The sequence below is a fragment of the Mesorhizobium sp. B2-1-3 genome, assembly GCF_006442495.1.
Classification (GTDB): domain Bacteria; phylum Pseudomonadota; class Alphaproteobacteria; order Rhizobiales; family Rhizobiaceae; genus Mesorhizobium.
In genome coordinates, this window is record NZ_VFWL01000020.1 from 81,144 (window position 1) to 96,666 (window position 15,523).

The 15,523-nt window shown below is 63.6% G+C and carries 13 protein-coding genes; 10 read left to right on the forward strand and 3 right to left on the reverse strand.

All coding sequences use genetic code 11. The features are described from left to right. Positions 1–26: 26 nt before the first annotated feature. Positions 27–2,978 carry a DNA polymerase I gene (gene polA / locus FJ973_RS26215; RefSeq protein ID WP_181170960.1) on the reverse strand — a complete coding sequence of 984 codons (2,952 nt, stop codon included), beginning with the start codon at positions 2,976–2,978 and terminating at the stop codon, positions 27–29. A gap of 474 nt (positions 2,979–3,452) precedes the next feature. Here polA and FJ973_RS26220 point away from each other — a divergent pair, with 474 nt between their 5' ends. The 8 genes from FJ973_RS26220 (at position 3,453) to FJ973_RS26255 (ending at position 10,975) form a co-directional block, all read left to right on the forward strand. Further along, positions 3,453–4,835, forward strand: a complete 1,383-nt coding sequence (locus FJ973_RS26220) for a M20/M25/M40 family metallo-hydrolase (RefSeq protein WP_140500268.1) — start codon at positions 3,453–3,455, stop codon at positions 4,833–4,835. Positions 4,836–4,983: 148 nt separating this feature from the next. Beyond that, positions 4,984–5,604 carry a ribonuclease D gene (locus FJ973_RS26225; protein WP_140500266.1) on the forward strand — a complete coding sequence of 207 codons (621 nt, stop codon included), beginning with the start codon at positions 4,984–4,986 and terminating at the stop codon, positions 5,602–5,604. 83 nt (positions 5,605–5,687) lie between these two features. Continuing rightward, entirely contained in the window at positions 5,688–5,891 is a 204-nt protein-coding gene (locus FJ973_RS26230; protein ID WP_140500264.1) for a hypothetical protein, read from the forward strand. Positions 5,892–6,001: 110 nt separating this feature from the next. Further along, positions 6,002–6,256: a GlsB/YeaQ/YmgE family stress response membrane protein gene (locus FJ973_RS26235; RefSeq protein WP_140500262.1), complete on the forward strand. Its 255-nt coding sequence runs from the start codon at positions 6,002–6,004 to the stop codon at positions 6,254–6,256. 23 nt (positions 6,257–6,279) lie between these two features. After that, entirely contained in the window at positions 6,280–6,426 is a 147-nt protein-coding gene (locus tag FJ973_RS26240) for a hypothetical protein (protein WP_140500260.1), read from the forward strand. 186 nt (positions 6,427–6,612) lie between these two features. After that, positions 6,613–7,689 carry a type I restriction enzyme HsdR N-terminal domain-containing protein gene (locus FJ973_RS26245; RefSeq protein ID WP_140558373.1) on the forward strand — a complete coding sequence of 359 codons (1,077 nt, stop codon included), beginning with the start codon at positions 6,613–6,615 and terminating at the stop codon, positions 7,687–7,689. 218 nt (positions 7,690–7,907) lie between these two features. Further along, entirely contained in the window at positions 7,908–10,172 is a 2,265-nt protein-coding gene (locus FJ973_RS26250) for a transglycosylase domain-containing protein (protein ID WP_140558375.1), read from the forward strand. 50 nt (positions 10,173–10,222) lie between these two features. After that, a complete protein-coding gene (locus FJ973_RS26255; RefSeq protein WP_140500256.1) occupies positions 10,223–10,975 on the forward strand; it encodes an SDR family oxidoreductase in 753 nt (250 codons plus the stop codon). A 27-nt stretch (positions 10,976–11,002) separates the two neighbouring features. Here the strand turns inward: FJ973_RS26255 and FJ973_RS26260 are convergent, their stop codons facing one another. After that, the gene (locus FJ973_RS26260; protein ID WP_140558377.1) at positions 11,003–11,923 is read right to left on the reverse strand and encodes a zinc-binding dehydrogenase; all 921 of its coding nucleotides are present in this window, start codon (positions 11,921–11,923) and stop codon (positions 11,003–11,005) included. Between the two features lie 143 nt (positions 11,924–12,066). On the opposite strand from FJ973_RS26260, the gene FJ973_RS26265 reads away from it, so the two are divergent. Then, a complete protein-coding gene (locus FJ973_RS26265) occupies positions 12,067–12,876 on the forward strand; it encodes a helix-turn-helix transcriptional regulator (protein ID WP_140558379.1) in 810 nt (269 codons plus the stop codon). 90 nt (positions 12,877–12,966) lie between these two features. Further along, positions 12,967–13,404 (forward strand): VOC family protein, encoded by a 438-nt coding sequence (locus tag FJ973_RS26270; protein ID WP_140500250.1) that lies wholly within the window; start codon positions 12,967–12,969, stop codon positions 13,402–13,404. 136 nt (positions 13,405–13,540) lie between these two features. On the opposite strand, the gene FJ973_RS26275 is transcribed toward FJ973_RS26270, so the two are convergent. Next, the gene (locus tag FJ973_RS26275; RefSeq protein ID WP_140558380.1) at positions 13,541–15,325 is read right to left on the reverse strand and encodes a cation:proton antiporter; all 1,785 of its coding nucleotides are present in this window, start codon (positions 15,323–15,325) and stop codon (positions 13,541–13,543) included. Between the last annotated feature and the right edge of the window lie 198 nt (positions 15,326–15,523).

The following is a 15,523-nucleotide window of genomic DNA, read 5'->3' on the forward strand; positions in this document are numbered from 1 at the left end:
TCAGGTGATGCCGGCCTGGCGCTAGACTAGTGCGCCTCGTCCCAATTGTTCGCCGCTCGAGCGTCCACATGCAGCGGCACCGACATCGACACGGCCGGCATGGCCGCGTTCTCCATGACATGGCGCACGACGGGGATCGTCGCCTCCACTTCCGCCTCGATCGTCTCGAAGATCAGCTCGTCATGCACCTGCAAGAGCATGCGGGCCGAAAGCCTGGCCTTCTCCAGCGCCTCGTCCATGCGCACCATGGCGCGGCGGATGATGTCGGCGGCGGTGCCTTGCAGGCGCGCGTTGATCGAGGCGCGCTCGTTGAAGGCGCGGATCGAGGGATTGGAAGACCGGATCTCGGGGTAGTGGATGCGGCGGCCGAAGATGGTTTCGACGAAACCGTGCTCGCGGGCATAGGCCTTGGTCTCTTCGATATAGTCGCGGATGCCGGGGAAGCGCTCGAAATATTTCTTGATGTAGTTGCTGGCTTCCTCGCGCGGGATCGACAGCTGGTTGGCAAGGCCGAAAGCCGAGATGCCGTAGATGATGCCGAAGTTGATCGCCTTGGCGCGGCGGCGCACTTCCGAAGGCATGCCTTCCACGGGCACGTTGAACATTTCCGAGGCGGTGATGGCGTGGATGTCGGCGCCGTCGGCGAAGGCCTGCCGCAATTGCGGGATCTCGGCGACATGGGCGAGCACGCGCAATTCGATCTGGCTGTAGTCGGCCGAAACCAGGCGGTTGCCCTTGTCGGCGATGAAGGCCGTTCTGATCCTGCGGCCTTCGGCGGTGCGCACCGGGATGTTCTGCAGGTTCGGGTCGGAGGATGACAGGCGCCCCGTCGTCGTCGCGGCGAGCGCGTAAGAGGTGTGGACCCGCTTGGTGTCCGGGTTGACGAAGCCGGGCAGCGCATCGGTGTAGGTCGATTTCAGCTTGGTCAGCTGGCGCCAGTCGACGATCTTGCGCGGCAGTTCGTGGCCTTCGGCGGCGAGGTCTTCCAGAAGCTGCGCCGAGGTCGACCATTGGCCGGTCTTGGTCTTGGAGCCGCCGGGCAGACCCATGCGGCCGAACAGGATATCGCCGAGCTGCTTGGGCGAGCCGATGTTGATGCGCTCGCCGACGAGCTGGTAGATTTCTTCCTCGAGCCGGGCTGCGCCCTGGGCCAGTTCGCCCGACAGCCGCGACAGGATCTGCCGGTCGACCGAGATGCCGCGCTGTTCCATGCGCGCCAGCACCGGCACCAGCGGCCGTTCCAGCCGCTCATAGACCGACACCAGGCCCTTGGCGGCGAGCCGCGGCTTCAGCACCAGCCAGAGCCTGAGCGTCACATCGGCGTCCTCGGCCGCGTGGGCGGTCGCCTTGTCGACGTCGACCTGGTCGAAGCCGACGGAATTTTTCCCGGAGCCGGTCACGTCCTTGAGCTGAAGCGGACTATGGCCCAGCCATTTCTCGGCAAGCGCGTCCATGCCGTGGCCATGCGAGGTGCCGGCATCGAGCACGTAGGAGATCAGCATGGTGTCGTCGAAGGGGCCTACGTCGATACCGTAGCGGCTCATGATGACGAGATCGTATTTCAGGTTCTGCGCGATCTTGAGGACAGACTTGTCCTCGAGCAGCGGTTTCAGCACGGCCAGCGCCTCGCGCAGCGGGATCTGGTTGTCGATCGGACCACCGCCGAGCAGGTCGCCATTTCCGCTCCTGTGGGCGAACGGCACATAGGCGGCGCGACCTGGCGCCGTCGCCAGCGACAAGCCGATCAGTTCGGCCTGCATCGGATCGGGCGACGTCGCGCGGGCATCGAAGGCGACGATGCCGGTCTCCAGCGCCTCGGCGACCCAGGCCTTCAGGTTGGCGACGTCGCGGATGCACTGATAGGCCGAAATGTCGATCTTGCGGGCGGTGGCGGCCTCCAGGCGAAGCGCCGACAGAAGCGAGGGGGTGTTGCCCTCCTTGGTGCCGCCGGCTGCGGCCAGGGCCGTCTCGCCGTCCTGCTTCGCCTCGGCGCTGGGCGCGACCAGCGCGCCGGCGCCGACATCCGGCCCATGCGCGGAGTCGGCGCGTTCGACCGTCACAGCGATCGCCTGGACGTCGCTTGCCTCGGTTCCCGTCGTTTCCGCCACGCGGCGGGTCAGCGAAGAGAATTCCATGGTCTTGAGGAAGCCGATCAGCTTCGGCCCGTCCGGCGCGTGCAGGACGAACTCGTCCAGCCCCTCGGCCACCGGCACATCGTTCTTCAACGTCACCAGCTGGCGCGAGATGCGCGCCTTGTCGGCATTGGCGATGATGGATTCGCGTCGTTTCTCCTGCTTGATCTCGCCGGCGCGCTCAAGCAGTCCGTCGAGGTCGCCGAACTGTTCGAGCAGTTGCGCCGCGGTCTTCGGCCCGATACCCGGCACGCCGGGAACATTGTCGACGGAATCGCCGGTCAATGCCTGCAGGTCGATCATCTTCTCCGGCGGCACGCCCCATTTCTCGATGACCTCGGGAATGCCGATCTGGCGATCCTTCATCGGATCGTACATGCTCACCGTCGGGCCGACCAACTGCATCAGGTCCTTGTCGGAGGAGATGATGGTGGTGTCGCCGCCGGCCTCGCAGGCCAGACGGCAATAGGTGGCGATGAGGTCGTCGGCCTCGAACCCTTCCATCTCGAGGCAGGGCAGGTTGAACGCCCTGGTCGCCTGGCGGATGAGGCCGAATTGCGGGATCAGGTCTTCCGGCGGCGCCGAACGGTTGGCCTTGTATTCGGGATAGAGGTCGTTGCGGAACGTCTTCGACGAATAGTCGAAAATGACGGCGAAATGCGTCGGCACGATGCCGACATCGGTGTTGCGGGCATCCTGCATCAGCTTCCAAAGCATGTTGCAGAAGCCGGACACGGCGCCGACCGGCAGGCCGTCGGACTTGCGGGTCAGCGGCGGCAGCGCATGATAGGCACGGAAGATGTAGCCGGAGCCGTCGACAAGAAAGAGATGATCGCCTTTTTTCATGCCGGCAGGGATAGCGCGGCGCGGCGGCTTGGTCCATGCCAAAGGCAGCGCTTCCAGCAACACCCTGACAGGCAGGCGACAGGTTGGTTGGAAAGAGGTGAAATCGGCATTATTTTCGTCCGCGGGACTGCCTGGCTCCGTCCGTCCAACGGCCGCTCACGGCCATGTTACAAAAGTGTAATATTCGTGCCCTTGAATCGCCACGTTCGAGGACACAGATAAATGGCATCGGCAATTTTCGCCGACGTCCGGAGCAAGGCCCGTCCCCCGCCTATCCCGGACACCTGCGGCAGCCTATCCCCCCTCTCCGGGCTGCCGCATCGTTTCGAGTAGAAGGGCCGCCGTGGTTCCCCCTCCACCACGGCGGTCTTTTTTGTTCGAATACGCGCTTGGAGCCCGTGGTCAAATGGTCCCGGGCTTTTCGTTTGTCCGCTCTGCCTTTAGGGTTCCGGCACTGAATCGAAAGGCTCATCAATGTCAATTTCCCCCGTTCTCGACCGTCTCGACAAGAATCTCGACCAGAGCCTGGAGCGCCTGTTCGGCCTGCTCCGGATCAGGTCGATCTCCACCGATCCGGCCTATGCCGCCGATTGCCGCAAGGCGGCCGAATGGCTGGTGGAAGAACTCAAGGTGATCGGCTTCGACGCCAGCGTCCGCGACACGCCCGGCCACCCGATGGTGGTTGCGCATCATGATGGGCCGGCCGGTTCACCGCATGTGCTGTTCTATGGCCACTATGACGTACAGCCGGTCGATCCGATCGAGCTTTGGGAAAACGACCCGTTCGCGCCGGCGGTCAAGGAGATCGAGCCCGGCCACAAGGTGATCACCGGGCGCGGCTCGGCCGACGACAAGGGTCAGTTGATGACCTTCGTCGAGGCTTGCCGGGCCTGGAAGCAGGTGCATGGCAATCTGCCGTGCCGCATCACCATCCTGTTCGAGGGCGAGGAGGAGTCGGGCTCGCCGTCGCTGAAGCCCTTCCTCGAAGCCAATGCCGATGAACTCAAGGCCGATTTCGCGCTGGTCTGCGATACCAGCATGTGGGACCGCGACACGCCGTCGATCTGCGTGGGGCTGCGCGGGCTGGTTGGCGAGGAGATCATCGTGAAGGCCGCCGACCGCGACCTGCATTCGGGTCTCTATGGCGGCGCCGCTGCCAACCCGATCCGCATCCTGGCAAAGGTGCTGGCCGACATTCACGACAAGGACGGCCATATCACCATCCCGGGCTTCTATGACGGCGTCGAGGAAACGCCGTCGCAGATCCTGAAATCATGGGAAACGCTGGGCGAAACGGCCGAGACGTTCCTTGGCCCCGTCGGCCTGTCGATTCCGTCGGGCGAAAAGGGCCGCTCGCTGCTGGAACTCACCTGGGCACGGCCGACGGCCGAGTTCAACGGCATCACCGGCGGCTATACCGGCAAGGGCTTCAAAACAGTGATTGCGGCGCAGGCCTCGGCGAAAGTATCTTTCCGCCTCGTCCACAAGCAGGATCCCAAGAAGATCCGCGCCGCCTTCCAGCAATTCGTCAGGGAGCGCATTCCGGCCGACTGTTCGGTGGAGTTCCACCCGCATGGTGGCTCGCCGGCGATCCAGCTTTCCTACGACTCGCCGTTCCTGGCCAAGGCCAAGACGGCGCTGTCGGACGAATGGCCGAAGCCGGCGGTGACGATCGGCAGCGGCGGCTCGATCCCCGTGGTCGGCGATTTCCAGACCTATCTCGGCATGGAATCGCTGCTGGTCGGTTTCGGCCTCGACGACGACCGCATCCACTCGCCCAACGAAAAGTATGAGTTGAGTTCGTTCCACAAGGGCCAGCGCTCCTGGGCACGCATTCTGGACGCGCTGACGCGCTGAGCCGGGAACTCACGAAAGGCGGGAAAATCAAGTTTATGTTGATTTTTCCACCGATCACGGCAAGGACGGGTTGCCAGCGCAACGTGCTGGAGCGCGCGCGTCCGCTCGATGGACGCGCGATGCCGAAAGCGCGACCCCGGAGAAGACGATGAGCGATATCCGTTTCCACAAAAACGATCTGCCCGACCTGTCCCGCTACAATGTCGGGGCGGTTGCCATCGATACGGAAACGCTGGGCCTGAACCCGCATCGCGACCGGTTGTGCGTGGTGCAGATTTCACCCGGCGACGGCAGCGCCGACGTGATCCAGATCGCGCCGGGCCAAAAGGAAGCGCCGAACCTCGTCAAGCTCTTGGGAAACCACAGCGTGACCAAGCTGTTCCACTATGGGCGCTTCGACCTCGCCGTGCTCTACCATGCGTTCGGTGTGATGCCCGAGCCGGTATTCTGCACCAAGATCGCCTCGCGGCTGACCCGCACCTACACCGACCGGCATGGTCTCAAAGACATCTGCTTCGAGCTTCTGGGCGTCGGCCTGTCCAAGGCGCAGCAATCGTCGGACTGGGCGGCCGAAACGCTGTCGCCCGAACAACTCGAATACGCCGCATCCGACGTGCTCTATCTGCACCGGCTGCGCGACGTGCTGGCGGCGCGGCTGGCGCGCGAGGATCGCACGAAAGAGGCCGACGCCTGTTTCCGCTTCCTGCCGACACGCGCCAAGCTTGACCTCATGGGCTGGGACGAAGAGGATATTTTCGCTCATAGCTGACGGCGTCGCGGCGCTGCCGCCGATGTTCCGTCCGGGACCAGATGCCGGCCGTCGTGTTCCGTCGGCTCGAAAAGAGGGATGACATGGCGGATAGGAAGCCCATATCGACCGCGCCCACCGACGGCTCCAAGGTCACCGTGACCTGGAAGGACGGCGACGGCGTGCTCAACGAATCCATCGCGCAATACCGGGACGGCGGCTGGTGGGTCTACATCGACAGCGATACGCAGAAGAAGGTCGAGCCGATGAGCTGGCGGCCCGCCGGGAGCGACGACGGCGACCAATGAGCAGGCCGCTGGCGAGGGCGGCGGCTTTCGCATAGCCTGAAGCCGTTGATATCGAGGCCGATTCGGGGCTTTCCGCTCCGCGCTCGCCTCTTGCTCGGAGGGAAATCGCCATGGGCGTCGAAAGCCTGCTCGTCTTCATCATCATCGGTGCCATCGCCGGCTGGCTCGCCGGTCTCATCGTCTCCGGTTTCGGCTTCGGCCTGATCGGCAACATCATCGTCGGCATCATCGGCGCGTTCATCGCGGGCTGGCTGTTCCCGCGGATCGGCTTGTCCATCGGCGGCGGCATCCTCGCCTCGATCATCCACGCCACGATCGGCGCCATCATCCTGCTGATCCTGGTCAGGGTCCTGAAGCGAGCCTGAGGCCGGGCACCGAGGAGCGCGCCATGAAACAGAATACGCTTTATCTCGTCATTGGCGCGCTCGTCGTCGTGGTCATCGCGCTCGGCGTCTACGTCTACCGCGAACAGACCAAGCCGAAAGGCGTGGAGCTCAAGATCGACGACAAGGGCATCTCGATCCAGCAGAACTGAACGGTCCCTCGCCATGCTGTCACGGGGGGGCGCCACCGGAACACCCTAGTTGTTCCTGGCCTCGGCTTCAAAAAATGCATGGCAAAATCTGAGCCCGTGGCGACTGCCAGCCTGAAGTTCGATCGTTTGCCATCTTGCGTCTTTATTATTTTTGCGTGATCCTCCTTGAATACTTGGGAGGGGACAATGAGCGTTGAAGAAAAACTGCGTGTACTGGCGGACCGGATCAGAACCCATTCGAGCGCAATGCTCACGGAGGAAGCACTCAAAACGGCGATTATCCTGCCATTCTTATCTGCCCTCGATTATGATGTTTTCAATCCGGACGAGGTAATCCCTGAATTTTGCGCAGATGCTGTTGGGAAAAAAGGGGAAAAAGTCGACTATGCAATCAAGTTAGACGGAGAGATCCGGATACTTATTGAATGCAAACCTATATCTATGACGCTTGAAAAGGTCCATCTAGCTCAGCTCTATCGCTACTTTTCAGTGACGAACGCAAAATTTGCAATTCTCACAAACGGTCGAACGTTCCATTTCCATACCGATTTGGTTGCGCCCAATCGCCTCGATGATCGACCGTTTCTCACCTTCGACTTGTCCGACATGCAGGGGCAACTCGTTACCGAGCTGAAAAAATTCGCCAAAGCTGAATTCAATATCGACGGGATTCTTCAGTCGGCACATAGGCTGAAATACACGTCTGCAATCAAGAAAGAGATCGCGAACGTCATGGAGAACCCTCCCGAGGACTTTGTTCGGATGGTGACGGGAGGACTCTACCAAGGTCGCTTTACGAGCCAAGTGAAAGAACAGTTCACACCTATGGTGAAGGCCGCGTTTCGTGAAATTGTGAGGGAGTCTGTTCAGTCAAGATTGTCAACAGCGTTAGCGGAAACGGAGGTTTCCGAGATCGGCGTCGAGGGAGAAGAGGCCGAGGAGGTCGTTACAACGGAGGAGGAGCGCGAGGGATTCATGATCATAAGAGCGATCGTGCGAGACACCTTGAAGCCTGCCCGTGTAGTGATGAGGGATCAGAAAAGCTATTGCGGCATCTTGATCGATAATAACAATCGTAAACCACTCGCGCGGTTGTGGTTCAATCGCTCCATAAAATATTTGGGACTCTTTGATGGTGAAAAAGAGAATAAAGTGAAGATCGACACGCTTGACGAGATCTATGATTATTCAGATCGCCTGAGGGCTACCGCGAAGGAATACACAGCGCCTGTACATGTTTTGGCGCCGGAAGTTATTTCGTAGGGGTAGTACAGGGGGCCTCTCTGAAAAAAAAATGCCGAGGGTCGTGGTTCGACAAGTCCGCCGAATGTAGGCGTGAGATGTGACAGGCACTGCGGTGGGAGAGCTCTCGCCACCTGATATGGCTTTTGCGCAGAAGCGGGTGACTTAACCCGCCTTTAAACCGCCGCATCTACTCTGCAACCCGAACGCCATAGGCATCGGGATATCAAGCGCAGCGCATGGCGAACCGCAGAGACAGCCGCATCGAACCCAGTTTCGAGGGACCGCCACAAGCGAGATCCCAGACCGGTCTTTCGGTGAGCGAGGAGGATCGCGTCGTGCCCAGCAACCGCAAAGCCTCCGCCAAACGCAAACCGCCGAAGGCAAAATCGTCGCGTGCCAGGCGCGACCGAAGCCGGCGCGGCCTGTTCGGCGTGCTCGGCCGGCTGGTCTACTGGTGCTTCGTGCTGGCCATCTGGGGCGGCATCGCGGTGGCCGGAGTCGTCGTCTACTACGGCGCCAAGATGCCAGCGGCCACGACCTGGTCGATCCCCGATCGCGCGCCCAACATCAAGATCGTCTCCGCCGACGGCCAGCTGCTCGCCAATCGCGGCATGAGCGGCGGCGAGGCGGTCGGCCTGCACGAAATGTCGCCCTACATCCCCGAGGCGGTCATCGCCATCGAGGACCGCCGCTTCTATTCGCATTTCGGCGTCGACCCGATCGGCCTGTCGCGCGCCATGGTCGCCAATCTCGCCGGCGGGCATTTCTCGCAAGGCGGTTCGACGCTGACGCAGCAACTGGCCAAGAACCTGTTCCTGACGCCAGACCGGACGCTGGAGCGCAAGGTGCAGGAGGTGCTGCTGGCGCTGTGGCTGGAGCACAAGCACACCAAGGACCAGATCCTCGAAATGTACCTCAACCGGGTCTATTTCGGCTCGGGCGCCTATGGCGTCGAAGCGGCCTCGCGCCGTTATTTCGGCAAGAGCGCGCGCGATGTCACCTTGTCGGAGGCGGCGCTGCTTGCCGGTCTCCTGAAGGCGCCGTCGCGACTGTCGCCGGCGCGCGATCCCAAGGCCGCCGAGGACCGCGCGCAGCTGGTGCTCGCCGCTATGCGCGACGAAGGCAAGATCAGCGCCAAGGAACTGACCACGGCGATGAGCGCGCCGGCGACGCGCGCGCCGTCCTACTGGACAGGCTCGGAAAACTACGTCGCCGACACCATCATGGAAGAGCTGCCCGATCTGATCGGCGACGTGCGCGGCGACATCGTCATCGATTCCACCGTCGACCTGAACCTGCAGAAGCTCGCGGAACAATCGATCCGCCGGCTGATCGATGAAAGCGGCAAGAAGCTCAACGTCACCCAGGGCGCGCTGGTGTCGATCGACGATTCGGGCGCGGTGCGTGCCATGGTCGGCGGCTACGATTATTCGACCAGCCAGTTCGACCGCGCCTCGGAAGCGCGCCGGCAGCCCGGTTCGGCGTTCAAGCCGTTCGTCTACATGGCCGCCCTCGAGGCCGGCCGCACGCCCGACAGCGTGCGCAACGATGCGCCGATCAAGATCGGCAAATGGACACCCGACAATTACGGCGGCAAGTATTTCGGGAAGGTGACGCTGGCAACCGCCTTGGCGAAGTCGCTGAACTCGGTGGCGGCCCAGCTGACCATGGAAGTGGGGCCGGACGCAGTGGTCGAGGCGGCGCATCGCATGGGCATCCAGTCCGATTTGCAGGCCAACACCTCGATCGCGCTCGGCACGTCGGAAGTGACGCCGCTGGAGCTGACCTCGGCCTATGTGCCTTTCGCCAATGGCGGCTACAAGCCGGATATTCATTTCATCCGCCGCGTGACATCAGCCGAGGGCAAGGTGCTGTACGACGCCGGCAGCGGCAGCGCGCCACGCGTGGTGAAGCCCGAGATCGTCGGCATGATGAACTCGATGATGACCGGGACGGTGGAGATCGGCACGGCCAGGAAGGCGGCCTTCACCTGGCCGTCGGCCGGCAAGACCGGCACCAGCCAGAATTCGCGCGACGCCTGGTTCGTGGGCTACACCGCCAATCTCACCACCGGCGTATGGTTCGGCAATGACGACGGCAGCCCGATGAAGAAGGTCACCGGCGGCGCGCTGCCTGCGCAGGCCTGGCACGAGTTCATGGTCGCCGCGCATGAGGGTGTGCCCGTGCGGCCGCTGCCCGGCACCTGGAAGTCGACGCCGGCCGATAGGATCGTGCCGGACGAAATCCCGTCGGCCGATGCGACGCAGCCGGCTCCGAAGCCGCAAGCGCCTGTCGGCCAGTCGGCGCCCGCTGCCGTCGCGGCGCAGCCAGCGCCGGTTCGCGCGCCCCGCCCGGCCCAGACCGTCGACGCCGACGGTTTCGATATGCCGGGCGATTCCGGAACCACCGCGTCGGTCAGACATCCGGTGCCGCCGGGCAGCGTCGGCGGTCCGCTCAAGAAGCGGCAGACCTCGATCCTCGACATTCTCGGCGGAGGCTAGCGGCAACTCGCCTCTCGCCAGCGCCACACCGTTCGGCTACACCTCCCGACATGGCTGAGATCGACACCAGGAAGACCATTGTGCTGACCGGCGCCAGCCGTGGCATCGGCCATGCCACGGTCAAGCGTTTCTCGCGCGAGGGCTGGCGCGTCATCACCTGCTCGCGCCAGGCGTTTGCCGAGGATTGCCCGTGGCCGGCCGGGCCCGAGGACCACATCAAGGTCGATCTCGCCGACCAGGAGGATGTCGGCATCGCCGTCTCCGAAATCCGCCACCGGCTTGAGGCGCATGGCGGGCAGCTGCACGCGCTGGTCAACAATGCCGGCATTTCGCCAAAGCTCAAGGACGGCAACAGCCGCATGAACTCCATCGACACGCCGATGCATGTCTGGCGCGACGTGTTCCAGGTCAATTTCTTCGCGCCGATCATGCTGGCGCGCGGGCTGTTCAAGGAACTGGCATCGGCGAAAGGGTCGATCGTCAACGTCACCTCGATCGCCGGCACCCGGGTGCACCCCTTCGCCGGCACCGCCTATGCGACATCGAAGGCGGCGCTCGGCTCGCTGACGCGCGAGATGGCGCATGATTTCGGCCCGCACGGGATCCGCGTCAACGCCATTGCGCCGGGCGAAATCGACACCGCGATCCTGTCGCCGGGCACGGACAAGATCGTCGAGACCATTCCGCTCAGGCGGCTGGGCACCACGGCCGAGGTCGCCGACATCATCTTCTTCCTGTGCTCCGGGCAGGCGTCTTATGTGACCGGCTCGGAAATCCACATTAATGGCGGCCAGCACGTGTGATGGGGCAGGTCTCAGCCTAGGGATCGTTCATCCGGTCATGGTGAGAACGGCCTTGCCGCTGAAGCTGCGCTGTCGCAGCGCATCCAGGGCTTGGGCGATGTCGGTCCATGGCATGGTCAGGGCGACGCGGGTTTCCAGCCGGCCGGCCGCAACGAGAGCGAGCAGCGAGGCGATGTCCGAGCCAATGCCCGCGCCAGACGTGTAGTAGGCGAAAGTCTGAAGCCTCGCCCCCTCGTGACCCGGAACGAACTGGCGGAACCCAATTGGCGTGAGTTCGCCACTGCTTGAGCCGAACATGACGATCGTCCCGCCAGGAGCGACGCGTTCGATCGCGTGGGCGAGGCTTTGGCCACCGACCGATTCGGTAATCAGCGAAAACGCCCCCTCAGCCAGTTCGATCGACTCGACGACTTGCCCGGCACCCAGGCGGCGGAGATCCTCGCCATGCCGGGAGGCCGCGACCGCGGTCACGCTCGCGCCCTGTTCGCGCGCGATCTGGATCTGGAAACGGCCGACCGCTCCACTTGCGCCGGTGATCAGGACCCGTTGGCCGGCAAGGTCGCCGCCATGGCGCAAAGTCCTGAGCGCGGTGGTGCCCGCGACCGGAAGCGTGGCCGCGGAAACGAAGCTGACCTCATCCGGCAGGACGGCGAGGCGGTCGGTCGAAACCGCGACGCGTTCGGCCCAGCCGGCCTGGTCGACCAAGGCCGCGACGTGGGCGCCCACGGCTGGCCCGGAGCCGTCGGCCGCTGGCCGTTCGACGATCCCGACGATGTCCTGGCCGGGTATCCAGCCGTCCGGGCGTATGGTGAGCAGGCGCAATTCGCCGCGATTCAACGAGGTTGTGTGGACCGAGACAAGCGCCTCGTTTGCGAGAGGCCGTGGGTCCTCGACCTCGGCAAGCGTCAGTCCGGCGGGGCTGTCGGAAGATATGGCTAGGGCGAGCATGAGACGTACCTTCCTGCTGGTTTGTGGATGCAAAGCGCGGTGGCATCCTGATCAACCGGGTGCATGGGCAAGCTGGAACCTATCGACTTCCCAGCTTGAAGAATTTAGCTATCGTGGCGTTTAATCGCTAAAAGCCGTCAATCATGAGACAACCTCTTCGTTACCCATGGCTCGATTTCAATGTGGATGACGTCCTCGCACCGGCAATCGCCGTGCGCGTCGACGTTACCGAAACCAGGGCCGAAGTCCCCTCCCATCGGCATCGCAAAGGCCAGCTCGTCTTCGCGCTCGGCGGTGGCGTCACATGCCGCGTCCCGAGCGGCCTGTGGATGGTGCCGCCGCATTGCGGGGTGTGGATTCCCGGCGACATGGAGCACAGCAATATCGCGACCGCCAACGCCCGGATCTTCTTCGTCTACATCGAGCCGGGAGCCGCCGAATTGCCGGACCGGTGCTGCACCCTTTCGGTCTCGCCGCTGCTGCGCGAACTGATCATCGAACTGTCCGATGGCGTGGGGGATGATGAGGCGAGGGATGCGCTTTTGATCAGGATGCTGCTTGCTGAGCTGCCGCGCATGCCTGTCCAGCGGCTGCATCTGCCGATCTCATCCGAGCCGCGATTGAGGCGGATCGCCGAAGCGTTGGCGCAGGATCCCGCCGACCGCAGCACATTGTCGGAATGGGCCAGCCGGGTTGCGCTCAGCGAGAGCAGTCTCGCCCGTCTCGTCGTGAAGGAGACTGGCTTAAGCTTCGGACGCTGGCGCCAGCAGTTGCATCTGATCGTCGCAATTCGAGAACTTGCCTCCGGTGCGAGCGTGCAGCAGGTCTCCGGCGATCTCGGCTATGATTCCGTCACCGCCTTCATCACCATGTTCAAGAAGGCGCTTGGCAAGCCGCCGGCAAAATACCTCGGCAGCGTCGCGCAAAATGGCGGCTCTGCCTTCGTGGCGTGATCAACCTGGCTGCAGGCGGAGCACCTCGAGCATCCATTGTTGGACCAGGCGACGCCTTGTAGATTCGAACGACACCTTGGAGATGGAAACATGGCGCTCAAGCGGATGGACAACGTAGGAATCGTCGTCGAAGACCTCGGAGAGGCGGTTGATTTCTTTCGCGAACTCGGCCTTGAGCTTGAAGGACGGGCCACGATCGAAGGAGAATGGGCCGGACGTGTCACTGGACTGGGCGATCAGCATGTCGAGATTGCCATGATGCGCACACCGGACGGCCATAGCCGGCTCGAGCTCTCCCGCTTCCTCAGGCCGCCTGTCGTCGCAGATCACCGGAACGCCCCGGTCAACGCCCTAGGGTACCTGCGCGTCATGTTCACCGTGGATGACATCGACGAGACGCTTGAAAGGCTCCGCACGCGCGGCGCGCAGCTCGTAGGCGAAGTAGTCCAGTATAAAGACGTGTATCGGCTCTGCTACATCCGTGGGCCTGAGGGGTTGCTCATCGGACTCGCCCAAGAACTCGGTTGAGCGCGATACGAAGACAAATGGCAGGAGTGACCGATGTCAGCGGGCGCGTCCAAGGCCGCCCCACCTGTTCGAGGTCCAGCCCTCCGGGGTCGGCCGCGTTCTCGCTAAGCACGGATTAGGTCCGTGCAGGATCGGCTCAGGCGGCGGACGGTTCAGCCGCCCGCGGCTTGGGACCAAGCACCTCTTCCACGATGCCGCGCGCGATCTCGCGTTCGCCCATGATCACCGTATCGGCGCCGAGCCCCTTGAGATGCTCGACCTCGGCATCGGAATGGGCGCGGGCGACGACGTTGATGGCGGGATTGGCGGCGCGCGCACGCAGCACGATCTGACCGGCCTCGAAGGCATTGGGGATGGCCAGGATCAGCCGTTTCGCGCCTTCGGGGTTGGCGGCTGCAAACACTTCGGCATTGGCGGCGTTGCCGGCCACGGTCTCGATGCCCTCGGCCCTGAGCTTCACCAGTGTCTTGTCGGCATCCTCGACCACCAGGAAGGGCAGGGCGGCTTCGTTCAACGCAGCGCCGACGAGACTGCCGACACGGCCGTAGCCGATCAGGATCGCGTGGCCGCTAAGGGCTGTTCTTGGCGGCGGCCCATCTTCCTGCTTCGCCGCCGAGGCGACGGAAGCCACCTGGCCGGGCTCCGTCGCCAGGCCGACCGGTTTGGGCTCCACAGGCGGCGCCGTCCTGGCGGCGCGGGCCTCGAGCCATGGCTTCATCCAGTCGATGACCAGGAACATCACCGGGTTGAGCACGATCGAAAGGATGGCGCCCGCCAGGATGAGATCGCGCCCCTGTTCGGGCAGCAGTTTCAGCCCGACGCCGAGTTCGGCCAGGATGAAGGAGAACTCGCCGATCTGGGCAAGGCTCGCCGAAATCATCAGCGCCGTCGCCAGGGGATAACCGAAGGCGACGACGATGAGGAAGGCCGCCAGCGACTTGCCGACGACGATGATGGCGAGCGTTGCCAGAATCGGCAAGCCGTTGCTGAACAGGCTGAACGGGTCGAACAGCATACCGACCGAGACGAAGAACAGCACCGAGAAGGCATCGCGCAGCGGCAGCGATTCCTCCGCGGCGCGGTGGCTGAGTTCGGACTCGCTCATGATCATGCCGGCGAAGAAAGCGCCCAGTGCCAGCGAGACGCCGAACAGCTTGGCCGCGCCGAAGGCGACGCCAAGCGCTATCGCCAGCACCGAAAGCCGAAACAGCTCGCGCGAGCCGGTATGGGCGACATAGTGCAGGATCCAGGGAATGACGCGGCGGCCGACCACCAGCATGACGATAACGAAGGCGGCGACCTTGGCCAGCGTGATGCCGACGACGCCCCAGATGCCGTAGCTCGCGGGCAGCGACAGCAGGCCGCTCGCATGGGCATCCGCCTGCTCCTGGCCGCCAAGCACGCCGGCAAGCGCCGGCAAAAGCACCAGGGCCAGCACCATGGCCAGATCCTCGACGATCAGCCAGCCGACGGCAATGCGGCCGCGCTCGGTCTCGATCAGGCGGCGCTCCTGCAGGGCGCGCAGCAGCACCACGGTCGAGGCCACCGACAGCGCCAGGCCGAAGACCAGTCCTGCTCCCGCCGACCAGCCGAGCATCCAGGAAAGCCCCGCGCCGAGTGCCGTGGCAAAGCCGATCTGGACGATGGCGCCGGGCACGGCGATGGCGCGGACCGACAGGAGATCCTTCAGCGAAAAATGCAGGCCGACGCCGAACATCAACAGGATGACGCCGATTTCGGCGAGCTCATTGGCAAGGCCGGCGTCAGCGACGAAACCGGGCGTGTTCGGCCCAACCAGCACGCCGGCCACGAGATAGCCGACCAGCGGCGGAATGCGGAAGCGGTTGGCGAGAGCGCCGAAGACGAAAGCGAGCCCCAGACCGGCTACGATGGTGGCGATAAGGGGAGTGTCATGCGGCATTGTCTATGGAGCGCCTTTCAAGCCAGCGATGCAGGATATGCGCCGCCCGAAGCCGCCGCCTGTTTGCAATATGGTGGATTGGGTGTCGGCCACGCAACCCCGCAAAACCGGGAATTGCCGGTGAAGCGACAAATACCTCGCCGGTGGGCAAGCAAGCCGGAATTCGAGGTCAGCCGAAATCATGCGCCGCAACGGCGG